General features: G+C 66.2%; 15 protein-coding genes. 3 read left to right on the plus strand and 12 right to left on the minus strand.

Going from position 1 to position 15,724, the window contains the following annotated elements:
- Window positions 1–89 precede the first annotated feature (89 nt).
- Entirely contained in the window at window positions 90–1,589 is a 1,500-nt protein-coding gene (locus tag ACZ1I2_RS09785) for a WS/DGAT/MGAT family O-acyltransferase (RefSeq protein WP_465174252.1), read from the plus strand.
- Window positions 1,589–1,957 carry a phasin family protein gene (locus tag ACZ1I2_RS09790; protein ID WP_465169882.1) on the plus strand — a complete coding sequence of 123 codons (369 nt, stop codon included), beginning with the start codon at window positions 1,589–1,591 and terminating at the stop codon, window positions 1,955–1,957. The genes ACZ1I2_RS09785 and ACZ1I2_RS09790 overlap by 1 nt, the downstream gene beginning before the upstream one ends.
- A gap of 221 nt (window positions 1,958–2,178) precedes the next feature.
- On the opposite strand, the gene ACZ1I2_RS09795 is transcribed toward ACZ1I2_RS09790, so the two are convergent.
- The 11 genes from ACZ1I2_RS09795 to ACZ1I2_RS09845 all read right to left on the minus strand — a co-directional run bounded on the left by ACZ1I2_RS09795 (window position 2,179) and on the right by ACZ1I2_RS09845 (window position 13,201).
- On the minus strand, window positions 2,179–2,967 hold the full coding sequence (locus tag ACZ1I2_RS09795) for an esterase/lipase family protein (protein WP_465169881.1): 789 nt from the start codon (window positions 2,965–2,967) through the stop codon (window positions 2,179–2,181).
- A 52-nt stretch (window positions 2,968–3,019) separates the two neighbouring features.
- Window positions 3,020–3,556, minus strand: a complete 537-nt coding sequence (locus tag ACZ1I2_RS09800) for an N-acetyltransferase family protein (protein WP_465169880.1) — start codon at window positions 3,554–3,556, stop codon at window positions 3,020–3,022.
- Window positions 3,553–4,626, minus strand: coding sequence for an alpha/beta fold hydrolase (locus tag ACZ1I2_RS09805; protein ID WP_465169879.1), 1,074 nt, complete (start codon window positions 4,624–4,626; stop codon window positions 3,553–3,555). Before ACZ1I2_RS09805 ends, ACZ1I2_RS09800 begins: the two co-directional genes overlap by 4 nt.
- Window positions 4,627–4,645: 19 nt before the next feature.
- A complete protein-coding gene (locus tag ACZ1I2_RS09810; protein ID WP_465169878.1) occupies window positions 4,646–5,017 on the minus strand; it encodes a poly(R)-hydroxyalkanoic acid synthase subunit PhaE in 372 nt (123 codons plus the stop codon).
- 68 nt (window positions 5,018–5,085) lie between these two features.
- Window positions 5,086–6,516 carry an efflux transporter outer membrane subunit gene (locus ACZ1I2_RS09815; RefSeq protein ID WP_465174251.1) on the minus strand — a complete coding sequence of 477 codons (1,431 nt, stop codon included), beginning with the start codon at window positions 6,514–6,516 and terminating at the stop codon, window positions 5,086–5,088.
- Complete coding sequence (locus ACZ1I2_RS09820) at window positions 6,513–9,713, minus strand: efflux RND transporter permease subunit (RefSeq protein WP_465174250.1); 3,201 nt, start codon at window positions 9,711–9,713, stop codon at window positions 6,513–6,515. The genes ACZ1I2_RS09815 and ACZ1I2_RS09820 overlap by 4 nt, the downstream gene beginning before the upstream one ends.
- A gap of 7 nt (window positions 9,714–9,720) precedes the next feature.
- Complete coding sequence (locus ACZ1I2_RS09825) at window positions 9,721–10,947, minus strand: efflux RND transporter periplasmic adaptor subunit (RefSeq protein WP_465181627.1); 1,227 nt, start codon at window positions 10,945–10,947, stop codon at window positions 9,721–9,723.
- 202 nt (window positions 10,948–11,149) lie between these two features.
- Window positions 11,150–11,332 carry a hypothetical protein gene (locus ACZ1I2_RS09830; RefSeq protein WP_465169875.1) on the minus strand — a complete coding sequence of 61 codons (183 nt, stop codon included), beginning with the start codon at window positions 11,330–11,332 and terminating at the stop codon, window positions 11,150–11,152.
- Window positions 11,329–11,787, minus strand: a complete 459-nt coding sequence (locus ACZ1I2_RS09835) for a YaiI/YqxD family protein (protein WP_465177158.1) — start codon at window positions 11,785–11,787, stop codon at window positions 11,329–11,331. Before ACZ1I2_RS09835 ends, ACZ1I2_RS09830 begins: the two co-directional genes overlap by 4 nt.
- A 23-nt stretch (window positions 11,788–11,810) precedes the next feature.
- Window positions 11,811–12,296: a GreA/GreB family elongation factor gene (locus ACZ1I2_RS09840; RefSeq protein WP_465174249.1), complete on the minus strand. Its 486-nt coding sequence runs from the start codon at window positions 12,294–12,296 to the stop codon at window positions 11,811–11,813.
- Entirely contained in the window at window positions 12,293–13,201 is a 909-nt protein-coding gene (locus ACZ1I2_RS09845; protein WP_465174248.1) for a LysR family transcriptional regulator, read from the minus strand. The genes ACZ1I2_RS09840 and ACZ1I2_RS09845 overlap by 4 nt, the downstream gene beginning before the upstream one ends.
- A 106-nt stretch (window positions 13,202–13,307) precedes the next feature.
- Here ACZ1I2_RS09845 and ACZ1I2_RS09850 point away from each other — a divergent pair, with 106 nt between their 5' ends.
- On the plus strand, window positions 13,308–14,807 hold the full coding sequence (locus ACZ1I2_RS09850) for a CoA-acylating methylmalonate-semialdehyde dehydrogenase (RefSeq protein ID WP_465174247.1): 1,500 nt from the start codon (window positions 13,308–13,310) through the stop codon (window positions 14,805–14,807).
- 64 nt (window positions 14,808–14,871) lie between these two features.
- Here the strand turns inward: ACZ1I2_RS09850 and ACZ1I2_RS09855 are convergent, their stop codons facing one another.
- On the minus strand, window positions 14,872–15,669 hold the full coding sequence (locus tag ACZ1I2_RS09855) for a sterol desaturase family protein (protein ID WP_465174246.1): 798 nt from the start codon (window positions 15,667–15,669) through the stop codon (window positions 14,872–14,874).
- Window positions 15,670–15,724: the final 55 nt, after the last annotated feature.

Consider the following 15,724-nt stretch of genomic DNA (forward strand, 5'->3'; position numbering starts at 1 on the left):
CGAGACAGGCGTTCCGCGCTCCAAGCCCCTCCACCGGCTCCGCCGGTCCCCCTCCCCGTTCCGGGGAGGAACAAGAAGGGGAGTAGGCAATGCTTCAACTGTCAGGCCAGGACGCATCGTTCGTCTATCTGGAGACGCCCCATACCCCGATGCATATCGGCTCGGTCGCGATCTACGATCCCTCCACGGCGCCGGGCGGGTTCGTCCGCTTCAAGGACATCCTGAGCTTCATCGGCTCGCGCCTGTCCGGCGCGCGCAGCTTCCGCCAGCGCCTGGTGCGCGTGCCGTTCGATCTCGATCATCCCTATTGGATCGAGGATCCGGAATTCGACCTCGAATTCCATGTCCGCCACATCGCGCTGCCCAGGCCCGGCGACTGGCGCCAGCTCTGCATTCAGGTCGCGCGGCTCCATGCTCGCCCGATGGACCTCAACAAGCCGCTGTGGGAATTCACCGTGATCGAGGGGCTCGACAATGTCGAAGGCCTGCCGCCCGGCTGCTTCGCGCTGGTGTCGAAGGTCCATCACGCCGCGGTCGACGGCATGTCCGGCGTCGAGATGTCCACCGCCGTCCATGATCTCGATGCGGAGATGAGCCCGCCTGGGAAGACGGACGACTGGAAGCCCGAGCATATGCCCAATGTGGCCGACCTGCTCACCCGCAGCTATTTCAACTCGCTGCTTCAGCCGATGCGCGTGGTGGAGACGATCGGCCGGTCGCTGCCCGGCATGGCCAAGCTCGCCGCCACGGTCGGCAAGGGCGAGGTCAGCCTGTCCAACACGAAGATGGCGCCCAAGACCCGCTTCAACGGCAAGGTCTCGCCGCACCGCGTGTTCGACGCGGTGCCGTTCAAGCTCGCCGAGATCCGCGCGATCAAGGATGCCGTGCCAGGCGCGACCGTCAACGACGTGATCCTCGCCATCGTCGGCGGCGGCTTGCGCACCTATCTCGAGGACAAGAACGAGCTGCCCAGGGAATCGCTCACCGCGATGGCGCCGATCTCGGTGCGCGGCGAAGGGGAGAAGGCGGCGCTCGGCAATCTCGTCTCGGCGATGGTCATCCCGCTCGGCACGCATCTCGCCGATCCGCTCGAACGGCTGAACTATGTCCATGGCGAAGCGGTCAATTCCAAGGCGATGACGAATGCGGTCGGCGCGCGCAGCCTCGCCGATTACAGCCAGCTCATCCCGTCCGGCCTCGCCGGCCTTGCCGCGCGACTCTACACCCGGGTGGGCGCCGCCAACACGCATGCGCCGGTGTTCAACACCGTCGTCACCAACGTGCCGGGCCCACGCGTCCCGCTCTATTTCTGCGGCGCGCAGATGCTGGCGAGCTACGGCACCGCGCCGGTGTTCGATTCCATGGGCCTGATCAACCCGGTCTATTCCTATGGCGACACCATCGCGATCTCCTTCACCGCCGACCGGGACATGATGCCCGACCCCGAAAAATACGCCGCTGCGCTCAAATCCTCCTTTGAAGCGTTGAAGGTGGCGACGCTCGGCGGAACCGAGCCCGCAAAACCCAAGGCACCACCCAGACCCAAACCGGCGGCGAAGCCGGCAACCCGCAAGAAAGGAGCAGCATGATGGCCGAGAAGAAAAGCACCCCGGACAAGAACATGGGGGAAAAGGTCAAGGACACGATCAACGAGAAGATCGTCGATCCGGCGAAAAAGGCCGGCGAGGCAGTCCGGGCTTCAGGCGCCAAGGTCGCCGAGGGCGGGTCGACCGTCAGCATGAAGCTGATCGACCAGGCGGAAAGCAACGCCCGCGACGCCTTTGCCGCGCTGCGCGCCGCCGCCGCGGCCAAGGACCTGTCGGAAGTGATGAAGGTCCAGGGCGATTATCTGCGCGAGCAGGGCAGCCGCAGCATGAGCCAGGCGCGCGAGATCGGCGAGCTGATCATGCAGATCGGCCGCGAAGCCGTCCAGCCGCTGAAGGGCAAGGACTCTTAAATCCTCCCCGAGCTTGCTCGGGGAGGGGGACCATTTGCTTCTTCAGCAAATGGTGGAGGGGTTTGGAGCGCGGGACAGAGGTTCCGCCCCCAGCCCCTCCACCACCCGCCTGAAGAAGGCGGGTGCGTGAGCGAGATCGTGTCCCCCGGACACGATCTTGGATTGCCGGGGGCAATCCAAAGCTCACACACCCCCTCCCCGTGCCGGGGAGGAGCTAAAAGCTACGCATGCCCCGCGAACGGATAGACCAGCGCCTTCAGCCCGCTGCGCTCGAACGGGCGCCATTCGCCCTCGGCCTGGGCCAGCCGGTCGGCGATCGCATAGAGCACCGCCGGATTCACCCCGAGCCCGCAATGGCTGCCATGCACTTCGATATTGTCGGTCTCGGGCCCGCGCGGCTCGACGCAGTTCTGCCACGCGACCACGCCGTCCTCGCGCGAATAGATCGCGGTTGACGGCACCGGCGGCACTTCGGCGCTCTCGCGCATCTGGCTGCGCACGGAGGGATCGTCGATCTTCTGCCCGGTCAGCACCTCATAGGCGCGCCACACATTGGTCGCGCGGGGTGTACCGGTGAAGGGCGATCCGAGCGAGATCACCTGTCGCACTGCCTCGGGCGCGCGCCGGGAGAGCTGACGCGCCATCACCCCGCCCAGGCTCCAGCCGACCAGGCTCACCTTCTGCCCTGTCGCCTCGTGGATCTCGCGCAGCCGCTCGACCAGCTTTTCGCCCTCATAGCCGATCGCCTTGGGCCCGAGATTGCGGCCGAGCCCCCATTCATGCGCATCATAACCGAGGTTGCTCAGGAACCGCCGCAGCACCGTCGTCGACCGGTCGCTGGTCACGAACCCCGGCAACACCATCACCGGATGCCCGTCGCCGCGCGGCGCGGTGGCGAGGATCGGCGCCGCGATGCCCAGCGAGCTGAACTCGGCCAGCGCGCGCGGCAGTTCGGTGAACGCCAGAAGCGCGGACGGCGGCCGTATCGCGTCGGCCTGGGGTTCAGTCATTCGGTCATCCTTCCAATAGCTGCAGTCTTAACTCGCTGCACTGCAATATAGTTCATTCATCCATCCCGAACGCCCGGTGCTGCGCTGAAACGCGCGCGACGTCGTGCGCCAGGATGGCAAGGTCGTGCGGCTTGCCATCGCGGTCGCGGACATGGTCTTTCAGCAGCGCCTCCGCGCGGAAGCCGAGGCTCTCGAACAGCATCACCGATCCGATCTGGTCGGGGGTCATCTGCGCGGTCAGCTTCTCCAGCCCGCGCTCGATCGCGACGGCATAGATCGCTTCGAGCAGGTCGCGCCCGATGCCCGATCCGCGCTTGCCCGGCGCGACGAGCAGCCGGATCTCGCCGACATGCGCGCTCCAGCCGAGCGGATCGCGCACCAGCGCGGCCGTGCCGACGAACTGCCCGCCATCCTCGGCGATCAGGCTGTCGATCCAGCCGTCTTCGATCGCCGACTGCCAGGCGTCCACCACGCGCGGATGCTTCAGGTCGCGGCCGAGGAACAGCAGGTCGTGTTCGGGCAGGGTATTGGCGAAAGCGAGCATCGCGTCCCGGTCGCTCGGTGCGAACCGCCTGATGTGATGACTCATGTCGACCTTTCCCCCAGCCAGTCGACCAGTTTCGGCCATAGCCGCTTGATCGCGTTGCCCCCGGCGACGAGGCTGACATGGCCGCCCTTCATTGTCACCTGTTCCTTGTCGGCCGATCCGATCTTGTCGATCAGCGGGGCCGAGGCCGCGGATGGTACGATATGGTCGTGCTCGGCGGTGACGTGGAGGAAAGGCGCGGTGATCCGGGCCAGATCGACCGGCCGGCCGCCGACGTCCATCGTGCCCTCGTTGAGCGCATTGCCCCACATCAGCTTCTTGGTCGTCTCGCGGAAATATTCGCCGGCGAGCGGCAGCGTGTCGCTCGCCCAGCGGTCGAACATGCGGAAGGATTTGACATATTCGTCGTTCCACAGGTTGTCGAGCAGCCGGATATTCCCCGCGATCCGTGCGCCCGGCCGCAGCATGTCGAACGCGGTATAGAGATAATCCGCCGGGCAATTGCCGAAGGTATCGACCAGCCGGTCGACATCGAAGAAGCGCTTGTCCGCCCAGGCCTGGAACATCTCCATCCTGGAGAAATCGACCGGCGTGGTAAAGGTGACGAGATTCTTCATCGGCGCGTCGGGATGCAGCGCCGCCCAGAGCAGGGAGAGCACCCCGCCGAAGCAGTAACCGACCAGGGTGAAATCGTCCTCGCCGGTCTCCCGCTGCACCCGCGCGATCGCGTCGGGGATGAAGTCGAGGACATAATCGTCGAGCGTCAGGCCCTTTTCGTCGGCGCGCGGCGGGCTCCAGTCGAGCATGAACACGTCGAACCCGGCCTTGAGCAGATATTCGACCAGGCTCTGCCCGGGCACCATGTCGAAGATATAGCCGCGATTTGTCGTCGCCATCACCAGCAGCAACGGCACCCGGTACACTTCGTCGGTCATCGGGCGATAATGATGGAGGTTCATCGTGCCGCGCTGGATCAGCAGATCCTTCGGGCTGGCCCCCAGCACCGGCGCGGGCGAGGCGAAATAATCGAGCCCCTTGAAGTTGCGCTGGAGCGCGCGGTCGAACGCGGTACTGGCCTGGGTGAACAGGTCGGGGGCGCTCTGCTCGGCCATGGTCAGCGCTGCGACACGCTTAAGCCGGCTTGCCCGGCGGCGTGCGGGTGCGCTTCGGCTTGGGTCGTTCCGGTGGGGCGATCCCGGGCGGAAGGTTGGAGGCCTGGGCCATCAGCAACGCCTCGATCCGCCCGACCGACTCCTCGATCCGGCGGACTCGCGCGGAGAGATCCTCCACCTCGCTGCGGCTCGGCATGTTGGCGGCGGCCAGCGCCTTGTCCATCATCTGGTGCGCGGCGGCCTGGGCGGTCATCGTCGCGCTGCTGGCGCCCTGCATCACGCGCGAGAATTCGCCCGACTTCATCACCTGGCCGCCGAACTGGTTGGCCATCTGCTCCCACTGGCCGAGCATCTCGCGGAAGAACGCAGCCGGATCGGGTGGGGTCGTCATGCGGGCACATCCTTTACCCGCTTGAAGCATCCGTCAAGCAAGGGTGCGGCGCAGCATTACCGCAGCAATCAGTTGCCGGTCGCCCCACTCACCGGCTTCGGCCCCGCCGCCGTAGCGTCCAGCGTCGAATCCCCGCCCAGCACGCGGTAGAGCGTTACCAGGTTGGTCGCCGCGGTCAGTCGCGTCGCAATAAGCTGCTGCTGCGCGGAATAGTAAGTGCGCTGGGCGACCAAGCTCTGCAGGAAGGTATCGATCCCGCCGCGATACCGCGCGTCGGACAGGCGATAGCTGTCAGCCGCAGCGGCGGTGAGCGCCTGGCTGGCCCGGGTCTGCTCGGCAATCGTGCCGCGGCGGGCAAGCGCATCGGACACTTCGCGGAAGGCGGTCTGAATGGCCTTTTCGTACGCCGCCAGCGCCGCGTCGCGCTGCGCCTCGGACAGGCGGACATTCGCGCGCCCGGCGCCGGCGTTGAAGATCGTGTAGTTGGCATTGGCGCCGGCCGAATAATTGAACGATCCGCCCTTGAAGAGGTCGCCCAGCGACCCGCTCGCCAGCCCGAGCAGGGCCGTCAGCGAGATGCGCGGGAACAAAGCGGCTCGCGCCGCGCCGATCTCCGCATTGGCGCTGCGCAGCTGATATTCCGTCTGCACGACATCCGGACGGCGCAGCAGCACGCCGGAATCGAGCCCGGCGGGAAGTTCGGCAACGGTGCCGGCCGCTTCGTCGATCGAGGCCGGGAGCGCCGCGGAATCGATTGGCGCCCCGACCAGCAACTGCAGCGCGTTGATGTCCTGGGCGAGGTTGGTGGTCTGCTGCGCCAGATCCGATTGCGCGGTGGCCAGCACCGTCTCCGCCTGGCTGAGGTCGGTGCGCGGCGCGATGCCGCCCTTGAGCCGCGCCTGAGTCAGGGTCACGCTGCGCTGGGCGTTCGCGGCGGTGTCCCGTGCGATCGCGAGCAGGCTCTTGTCGGCGGCATAGTTCAGCCAGACCGTGGCGATGTCGCCGACCAGGGTCAGGCGCGTCGCCCGCGCAGCCGCTTCAGTGGCGAAATAACTGTTCTGCGCGGCCGTGCTCAGCGACTGGATCCGCCCGAACAGGTCGAGCTCGAACGCGCTGATGCCGCCATCGACCGAGAAGTTGGTGCGCGCGCCGCTGCCATTGCCGTTATCGGACCGCGTGACGCCGGCCGAAGCGCCGACCTGCGGCAGCAACTGCGCTCGCTGGATGCGATATTGCGCCCGCGCCGCCGCGATGTTCGCCGCGGCGATGCGCAGGTCGCGATTGTTCGCCAGCGCCTGCTCGATCAGCCCCTGCAACCGCGGGTCGCGGAAGATCTCCCGATAGGTGACCGCCGGCAGCGCCGCTTCGCTCTGCTTCAGATAGGAATCGCCGACCGGCCAGGAGGGCGGCACCGGCAAGTCGGGCCGTACATATTTCGGCGCCATCGAGCAGGCGCCGAGCGACGTTGCCGCAAGCAGCAGGACAAACCGGCGCATCATGCTTTCTCCCCGCTAGGCTGTTCGGGGGGCTGGGCAGGGGGTGCCGGATGCTCGTGGTGCAGGCGTGCCAGCACGTCGCGCGTGCCGCGCCGCACCAGCACGAAGAACAGCGGGATGTAGAAGATCGCGAGGATCGTCGCGGTCAGCATGCCGCCGATCACCGCCGTGCCGATCGCGACCCGGCTGTTCGCGCCGGCGCCGGTCGAGACGGCGAGCGGCAGCACGCCGAAGATGAAGGCAAGGCTGGTCATCAGGATCGGGCGGAGACGGATGCGGGCCGCCTCCAGCGCTGCCTCGATCACGCGCTTGCCCTGCTTCTCGGCCTGTTCGGCGAACTCGATCATCAGGATTGCGTTCTTCGCCGCCAGGCCCATGGTGGTCAGCAGACCGATCTGCAGGAACACGTCATTCTCGAGGCCCCGCAAGGTCACCGCGAACACTGCGCCGACCAGGCCGAGCGGAATGATCAGCAACACCGCGATCGGGATCGTCCAGCTTTCGTACAGCGCCGCCAGGCACAGGAACACGACCAGCAGCGACAGCGCATAGAGATAGGGCGCCTGGCCGGAGGACAACCGCTCCTGATAGGACAGCCCGGCCCAGGCCACGCCGGTCCCCGGCAATTGCGCGGCGAGTTCCTCCATCCGCGCCATCGCCTGGCCCGAGCTGATGCCCGGCGCTGCCTGGCCCTGGATCTCATAGGAGGAGAATCCGCCGAACCGGCTGAGCGACGAGGGCGCCGTGCCCCAGGTGACATTGGCGAAGGACGAGAAGGGCGCCATCTCGCCGGTCGATCCGCGGACATACCAGGCAGCGATGTCGTCGGGCGAGGCGCGATACGGCGCGTCGCCCTGGACATAGACTCGCTTCACCCGGCCGCGGTCGTTGAAGTCGTTGACGTATCGGCCCCCCCAGGCGGTCGACAGCGTCGCATTGACGTCGGCCTGGCTCAGCCCGAGCGTGCTGAGTTTCTGCGGATCGACATCGACCTTCAGGGTCGGCTGATCCTGCAAGTCGGTCGGGCGGACTGCCTGGAGCGAGGAATCCGCGCGCGCCGTCGCGAGCAGCTTGTCGCGCGCCGCCTTGAATTCCTGGCGGCTCAGGCCGCCGGTGTTCTGCAACTCCATCTGGAAGCCGGCCGACTGGCCGAGGCCACGCACCGCCGACGGCACCGTCGCATAGAATTCGACGTCGCGCAGGCCGCCCAGCGCCTGGGTCGCGTTCCGCGCGATCGCCTGCGCGCCATTCTTCTCGCCCTTGCGTTCCGACCAGTCCTTCAGCGCGACGAAACCGCGGCCGGTATTCTGGCCGCCGCCACCGCCGCCCGCGACGGTCATGATCGCGTCGGTGTTCTTGCCTGCGGTCTTCAGGAAGTATTTCTCGATCTCACGCTGCGCCTGCTGAGTCTTGCCGATCGTCGCGCCCGGCCCGAGGTTGAACTGGATGCTCGTCGTGCCCTGATCCTCGGTCGGCAGGAAGCCCGTCGGCAGCTGAATGAACATGATCGCCAGGATCGCCACGGTGACGCCGTAGATCGCGAGGAACAGGATCTTGCGGTCGACGACCTTGGCCACCGCCCTGGTATAGCGTTCCTGATTGCGCTCGAAATTGGTGTTGAACCAGGTCTTGGCCTTCTCCATCCGGTGCTGGACCCACCGGATCGATTCATATTTGCTCTCGCGCTCCTCTTCCTTGCGTTTGAGCAGGGTGGAGGTGAGCGCCGGGGTCAGCACCAGTGCGACCACGACCGACAGCACCATCGCCGACACGATCGTGACGGAGAACTGGCGATAGATCACGCCGGTCGATCCGCCGAAGAACGCCATGGGCAGGAACACGGCGGACAGCACCAGCGCGATGGCGATCAGCGCGACGGTGATCTCGTTCATCGACTCGATCGTTGCGTCGCGCGGGCTCATGCCCGGATTCTCGTCCATCAGGCGCTCGACATTCTCCACGACGACGATCGCGTCGTCGACCAGCAGGCCGATCGCGAGCACCAGCCCGAACATGGTCAGCGTATTGATGGTAAAGCCGGCAATGGCGAAGATCGCGAAGGTGCCGAGCAGCACGACCGGCACTGCGATTGTCGGGATCAGGGTCGCGCGCCAGCTCTGCAGGAAGATGAACATGACGATGACGACCAGGATGATCGCCTCGATCAAGGTCCAGACCACTTCCTCGACCGACAGCTTGATGAACTCGGTGACGTCCTGCGGGAAATCATAGGCGAAGCCGGCCGGGAATTTCTTCGCCTGGGAAGCGATCTCGGCCTTGACCAGCTCGGCGGTCTTCAGCGCGTCGGCGCCGGGCGCGAGGCTGACGGCGATGCCGGCGCCGGGATGGCCGTTGATCCGGCTGACGATGCCGTAATTCTCGGAGCCGAGCTCGACCCGGGCGACGTCCTTCAGGTGAAGCGTCGATCCGTCGGGCTGAGTCTTCACCACGATATTGGCGAATTGCGCGGGGGTCGACAGGCGGCTCTGCGCCGTCACCGTGGCGTTCAATGCCTGGTCGGGGCTGTTGGGCACGCCGCCCACTTCGCCGGCCGCGACTTCGGCATTCTGCGCCGTGATGGCGGAGATGATGTCGCTCGGCATCAGCGAATAGCTGGCGAGCCGGTCCGGGTTGAGCCACACGCGCATCGCATATTGCGATCCGAACACGTTGATGTCGCCCACGCCCTCAAGCCGGCCGATCGGCTCCTGCAGGGTGGAGACCATGTAATCCGACACGTCCTGGTTGGTGCGCGTGTCGGTCGTGTCGAAGATCGCCGCGACCATCAGGAAGTCGGGGTTGGACTTGGTGACGGTCAGGCCCTGCTGCTGCACCTGGGAGGGCAGGCGGGGCAGCGCCTGCTGCACCTTGTTCTGCACCTGCACCTGCGCGATGTCGGGGTCGATGCCCTTGGCAAAGGTCGCGCTGATGTTCACGCCGCCGCGCGAGTTGGAGTTCGAGCTGAAATAGAGCAGGCCGTCGATGCCGGTCAGCTGCTGCTCGATCACCTGGGTGACGCTGTTCTCCAGCGTTTCCGAGGAGGCACCGGGATAATTGGCGCGGATGTTGACGTTGGGCGGCGCCACGTCGGGAAACTGCTCGATCGGCAGGGTGAAGATCGCCCCGACGCCCGCCAGCATGATGATGATCGCGACGACCCAGGCGAAGATTGGCCGGTCGATGAAGATGCGTGAAATCACTGTCCGATCAACCGCGCGTCTGGCCGGCCTGGTTGCCGGTACCCCCGCCCGCACCCCCACCAGCACCCCCACCAGCACCCTTGCCCTGCGGCGGTCCGATCCGTTCCGGCTGGCTCGCCGGCACCGGCCGCACGACCTGGTTGGGCAGGGTCTTGCCGACGCCCTGGACGATCACCTTGTCGCCCTTGTTCAGGCCCGCGGTGACGACCCAGTTGGTGCCGATCGCGCGCGTCGCGGTAACGCTGCGCTGGAGCGCCTTGTCGCCCGGCCCGACGATGAACACCGTCGCATTGCCCTTGGGGTCGCGCGACACCGCCGGCTGCGGGATCAGGAAGGCATTATTGTCGATCGACTGGGCGAAGGTCGCCCGCACGAACATGCCCGGCAGCAACTCGCCCTGCGGATTGGGGAAGCGCGCACGCAAGGTGACGGTGCCCGTGGTCGGGCTGACCACCACTTCGGAGAATTCGACCGAGCCGGCATAGCCATAGTCGCTGCCGTCCTCGAGCTTCAGCCGCACTTCGGCATTGGCCGGGCTATGGCCGCCGCTTGCCAGTTCGCGCCGCAGCCTGAGCAGGTCCGCGCTCGATTGCTGGATGTCGACATACATCGGGTCGAGCCGCTGGATCGTCGCGAGCGGATCGGCCTGGTTGGTCGTGACCAGCGCGCCTACGGTGTAGAGCGACCGCCCGATCCGCCCGGTGATCGGCGCTGGAACGGTGGTGAAGCGGAGGTTGACCTTCGCGGTGTCGAGCGCGGCGCGGTTCTGCGCGACGGCGGCCTGGGCCTGGCGCGACTGGGCGAGCGCGTCGGTGTAATCCTGCTTGGCCACGGCTTCGATATCGGCGAGCGGCTTGTAGCGCTCGGCCTTGATCCGCGCGGCTTCGGCGCTGGCGGTGGCGCTGGCGAGATTGGCCTGGGCCTGGTTCGCCGACGCGCGGTAGAGGCTCGGATCGATCTGGTAGAGCGGCTGGCCCTGGCGGACGAGCGCCCCCTCGGTGAAGAACCGGCGATAGATCACGCCTGAAACCTGCGGGCGGACCTCGGAACTCTCATAGGCGGTGGTGCGGCCGGCCAGTTCGGTCGTGATCGGCACGCTGGTCGGCTGAATGACGACGAAGCCCACCTGGGGCGGACCCTGCGGCCCGCGCCGCCCGCCGCCCTGCTTGCTATTATCCGCCTTGCCGCAGCCGGACAGCAGCAGCACCGCCGCCATCGCGGCGAGCGAGGACATACGCCCAAGGGATATACGCACGGGGGACATACGCACGGGGGTAAGCGATCGCACGGTCATTCAATCTCCATCGCGTCGCTATCCGCACACTGCGATGGAAGATTCCCGCGCAAGAATATGCCGAACACCACGCCTCAGCCTTGGTTCCTGTCCTGTACGCGTCGGTACAGGCAAATGCTTTGTTTATCCTATATCCTATATCTTACCGGAGTTTCGCGATAGACAGGCCGTCGGCCTTGGCGCGATCCTTGGTAGATTCCTCGCTGCGCTTCAGCGCCTTGGCTATCGCCTTCAGCGCCATGCCTTTTTTGGCGAGGACATGGAGTTTCTGGATTTCGTCGCTGGTCCAGGGCTGGCGGTGACGTTCGAACTTGTCCTGGCTCATGATGGGCGAACCTTGCGCTTCAGCGACACCAAAGCCTGATCGAGCGCCGAGAGGAAACGCGACCGGTCAGTCTTCGAAAAGGGCGCGGGCCCGTCGATCGCGTCGCCGCCGGCGCGCAGGTCGGCCATGATCGCCCGGGTCGCGATAGCCGCGCCGATCGAGCTGGTGGTAAAGGGTTTGCCGGTCGGCGCGATCACCGTCGCGCCGGCTTTAAGACACCGGTCGGCAAGGAGAATGTCCGTAGTAATCACCACCGCGGCAGCGTCCGCGCGCTCGGCGATCCAGTCATCGGCGGCATCGAACGCGTCGCTCACGATCGCCCGCTCGACCAGCGGATGAACCGGAATGCGCATGATGCTGTTACTCACGATGGCCACCGGCACCTCATGGCGAAAGGCCACTTTATAGACCTCATCCTTTACGGGGCATGCATCCGCATCCACAAGGATTCGGATTGTCGCAAAGTGTGTCAGACCTGTTACTCCCGTTCAGATACTTCGCGGGGCATACTGCCGACCTCGACGATCTCGATCGCGTCGCGCATCCCGCCAAAGTCGATCAGGTCGCCTGGCTCAGCACCCATCATCGCTTTCACCAGCGGCCCGGTGAAGGCAATGCGCCCTTCCGCCGGGTCGGCCTCGTCGCTGCCGACGATATGGATCGTGCGCAGCGCGCCGTTGAGGCGGAACGTGACGCTGGCGCCGAACGCGACCTCCTCGCCGCTCGGCTCGGGCGCCACGATCGCGGTCGTCTGGCGTGTGTTCCAGTAGCGTAGCGCGCGCTTCAGCACTTCGCGTGCATCGTCGTCGGCTTCAACCTCGATCTCCGCCTCCAGCGCCTTCACCCGCGCATCCATCAGCGCAAGGCCCCGCGCCGTCACCAGGTTTGGCCCCGGCGGCAACGGCAGCTCGAACTTGGGCTCCTTATGCTCTTCGTCGCTCTCGCGGCGGAATGCGACGCTCATGTCTTCCTCCCGGGGGCAAATATCGGCGGGCGCAGCGGCCCCGTCGCTGATTCCTTCAACCATTCCAGCACCGCATCGATCCGCGCGAGGCGTCGCATGTCGCTATGCGTCACCAGCCAGAAGCTGCGGACGATATCGACCTGGTCGGGAAACAACATGGTGAGGCCGGGATCCTGATCGGCGATGAAGCTGGGCAGCACGCCGATTCCGGTGCCGTTGGCGATGGCGCTATACTGCACGTTGATGCTGGTCGAGCGGAGATTGGCGTCGAGCCCCGGCGCGACCTCGCCGAGATAGTCAAGTTCCGGCGAGTAGAGGAATTCGGGGACATAGCCGATCAGCGTGTGCCGGCTCAGTTCCTCGATCGATCCGATCGGGCCATGCGCCTCGAGATAGCGCGTCGCGGCATAGAGCCGCAGCCGGTAGTCGGCGAGTTTCGCCGCGATCAGCCGGCCATGCCGCGGCCGCGCCATCATCACCGCGATATCCGCTTCGCGCTTCGACGGGTTGAGGAAACCCGATGCGGTGACCAGGTCGAGCCGGATATCGGGATGACGGCTGCGGAACTCAGGCAGGCGCGGGGCCAGCACCCAGGTCGCGACCCCCTCGGCGACGCTCAGCCGGACATGCCCGCTCGCCTGAGTCGATCCGCCCGCCACTTCGCCCAGCGCATGGAGCGCCGTGCTCTCGATCGTCTCGGCATGCGCCAGCAGCGCCTGCCCCTGCTCGGTCAGCCGCCGCTCGCCCGCCTCCACCTCGAACAATTCGGACTGAAGCGCCGCCCCGAGCCGCCGCAACCGCCGGCCGACGGTGGTCGCATCCATGCCCAGCGACCGCGCCGCCGACGCCAGGTGCCGCGACCGCGCCACCGCCAGGAAAATCCGCAGGTCGTCCCAATCGAACATCTCGTCTTACCCTGCATAATTGCAGGGCTCACATGCACCCCCGGCACCTTGCCTGCAAATTCTCCAAGCGTAAGGAAGAGCCACAAAAGTTTTGGGAAGGTTGGATATGCGCCTCATCGATCATCACGTCGCGGGCCTTTCGGGCGGCGGTTCGGGCCGGACGGCCGATGTGTTCAACCCCAATACCGGCCAGGTTCAGGCGACGGTGCAGCTCGGCGATCAGGCCGTGCTCGATGCCGCCATCGCCGCCGCGCAAAAGGCGCAGCCGGCCTGGGCCGCCACCAACCCGCAACGCCGCGCCCGCGTGATGTTCAACTTCAAGGCGCTGGTCGAGAAGAACATGGACGAGCTGGCCGAGCTGCTCTCGTCCGAACATGGCAAGGTCGTCGCGGATTCGCGCGGCGACATCCAGCGCGGGCTCGAGGTCGTCGAATTCTCCTGCGGCATCCCGCATGCGCTGAAGGGCGAATATACCCAGGGCGCGGGCCCCGGCATCGACGTCTATTCGATGCGCCAGCCGCTCGGCATCGGTGCCGGCATCACCCCGTTCAACTTCCCCGCGATGATCCCGCTCTGGATGTCGAGCGTCGCGATGGCCGTCGGCAATGCCTTCATCCTGAAGCCGAGCGAGCGCGACCCGTCGGTGCCGGTGCGCCTCGGCCAGCTGTTCCTCGAGGCTGGCCTGCCCGAGGGCATCTTCCAGGTCGTGCACGGCGACAAGGAAATGGTCGACGCGATCCTCGATCATCCCGCCATCTCGGCGGTCAGCTTCGTCGGCTCCTCCGACATCGCACATTATGTCTATCAGCGCGGCGGCGCGGCGGGGAAGCGCATTCAGGCGATGGGCGGGGCGAAGAACCACGGCATCGTCATGCCCGATGCCGATCTCGACCAGGTCGTCGCCGATCTGTCGGGGGCCGCCTTCGGCTCCGCCGGCGAGCGCTGCATGGCGCTGCCCGTCGTGGTGCCGGTCGGTGAGAAGACCGCGGTCGCCCTGCGTGAAAAGCTCATCCCGGCGATCGCCGCACTCCGCGTCGGCGTCTCGACCGACAAGGATGCGCATTACGGCCCGGTGGTGAACGCCGCGCACAGGCAGCGTATCGAGAACTGGATCCAGACCGGCGTCGACGAAGGCGCCGAGCTGGTGGTCGATGGCCGCGGCTTCGAGCTGCAGGGCCATGAGCAGGGCTTCTTCATCGGCCCGTCGCTGTTCGACCATGTCACCCCCGACATGCAGGCCTACAAGGAAGAGATTTTCGGCCCCGTGCTGCAGATCGTCCGCGCCGACGATTTCGAGCATGCGCTCCGCCTGCCCAGCGAGCACCAGTACGGCAACGGCGTCGCCATCTTCACCCGCAATGGCCACGCCGCGCGCGAATTCGCCGCGCGCGTCAATGTCGGCATGGTCGGCATCAACGTGCCGATCCCGGTGCCGGTCGCCTATCACACCTTCGGCGGCTGGAAGCGCTCCGGGTTCGGCGACACCAACCAGCACGGTATGGAAGGCGTGAAGTTCTGGACCAAGGTCAAGACGGTCACCCAGCGCTGGCCTGATGGCGGTGTGGGCGATGCCGCCAACGCCTTCGTCATTCCGACCATGGGGTGAGGCAATTGCTCGGCTGCCTCGATCTTTGTCGCCACGGACCCATCGAGGTCCGTGGCGATAAGGTTCAGGCAGTGGCCGGGCTGCCTTCCACCTCATTACGCCCCGCCACACTCTCGAACCGCGCATGATATTTCGGATGCTCGGTGCCCATCCACCGGTCCCACCAGGTGAAGTAGAGGCCAAAATTATACCGGCCCTCACTGTGGTGCAGGTCGTGGTGGGTGGTCGTGGTCAGCCAGCCGGTCCAGGGCGACCGGGTGAAGCCCGACCAGGCCAGCTCATGTCCCGAATGGCCGATCGCGTTGCGGGCGATCTGGTGGCCGAGGAAGATGAAGATGGCGAGCGGATAGATCGGCCCGAACAGCGACAGGAGCAGCAGGGCGATCGGCACGTAGAGCGACTCGAACACCGCCTCGATCGGCGCAAAGGCATAGGACGCCCAGGAGGTCGGGGTGCGCGACTGGTGATGGGCGGCATGCGCGCGGCGGAACATCGCGCGCAGATGCAGCCCGCGGTGCATCCAATAGAACCAGGCGTCGTGGGCGATCGCCAGCGCGATCACCTGCAGCGCGATCAGCCACGGATTGAAATCATGCGCGATGGCGATCACGCCGCCCGCGATCAGCGCGAAGGCGATCAGGTCGACCACGCCGAAGACCGCGATGGTCTGCACCGACAGCATCACCTCGCGCCGGCGGTCCGCCATGGTCGCGGCGCGTTGCTGGATGCGGCGGGGCGCAGTCCAGCGGCGCAGCAGCCAGTAAAGCAGCGCGATGCCCGCGGCGCCGATCAGGTAGCGGGTCATCTCGATGGTGAAGCTGTGCAGCCAATGCGCGCCGATGCTTTGCAGGATTCCGATCACGCTGATGCTCCGTTCGATTGCGGTCGGCCGGCTTCCTATGCCACCGCGCGCGTCC

The sequence above is a fragment of the Sphingomonas sp. BL-S-29 genome (genome assembly GCF_055521495.1).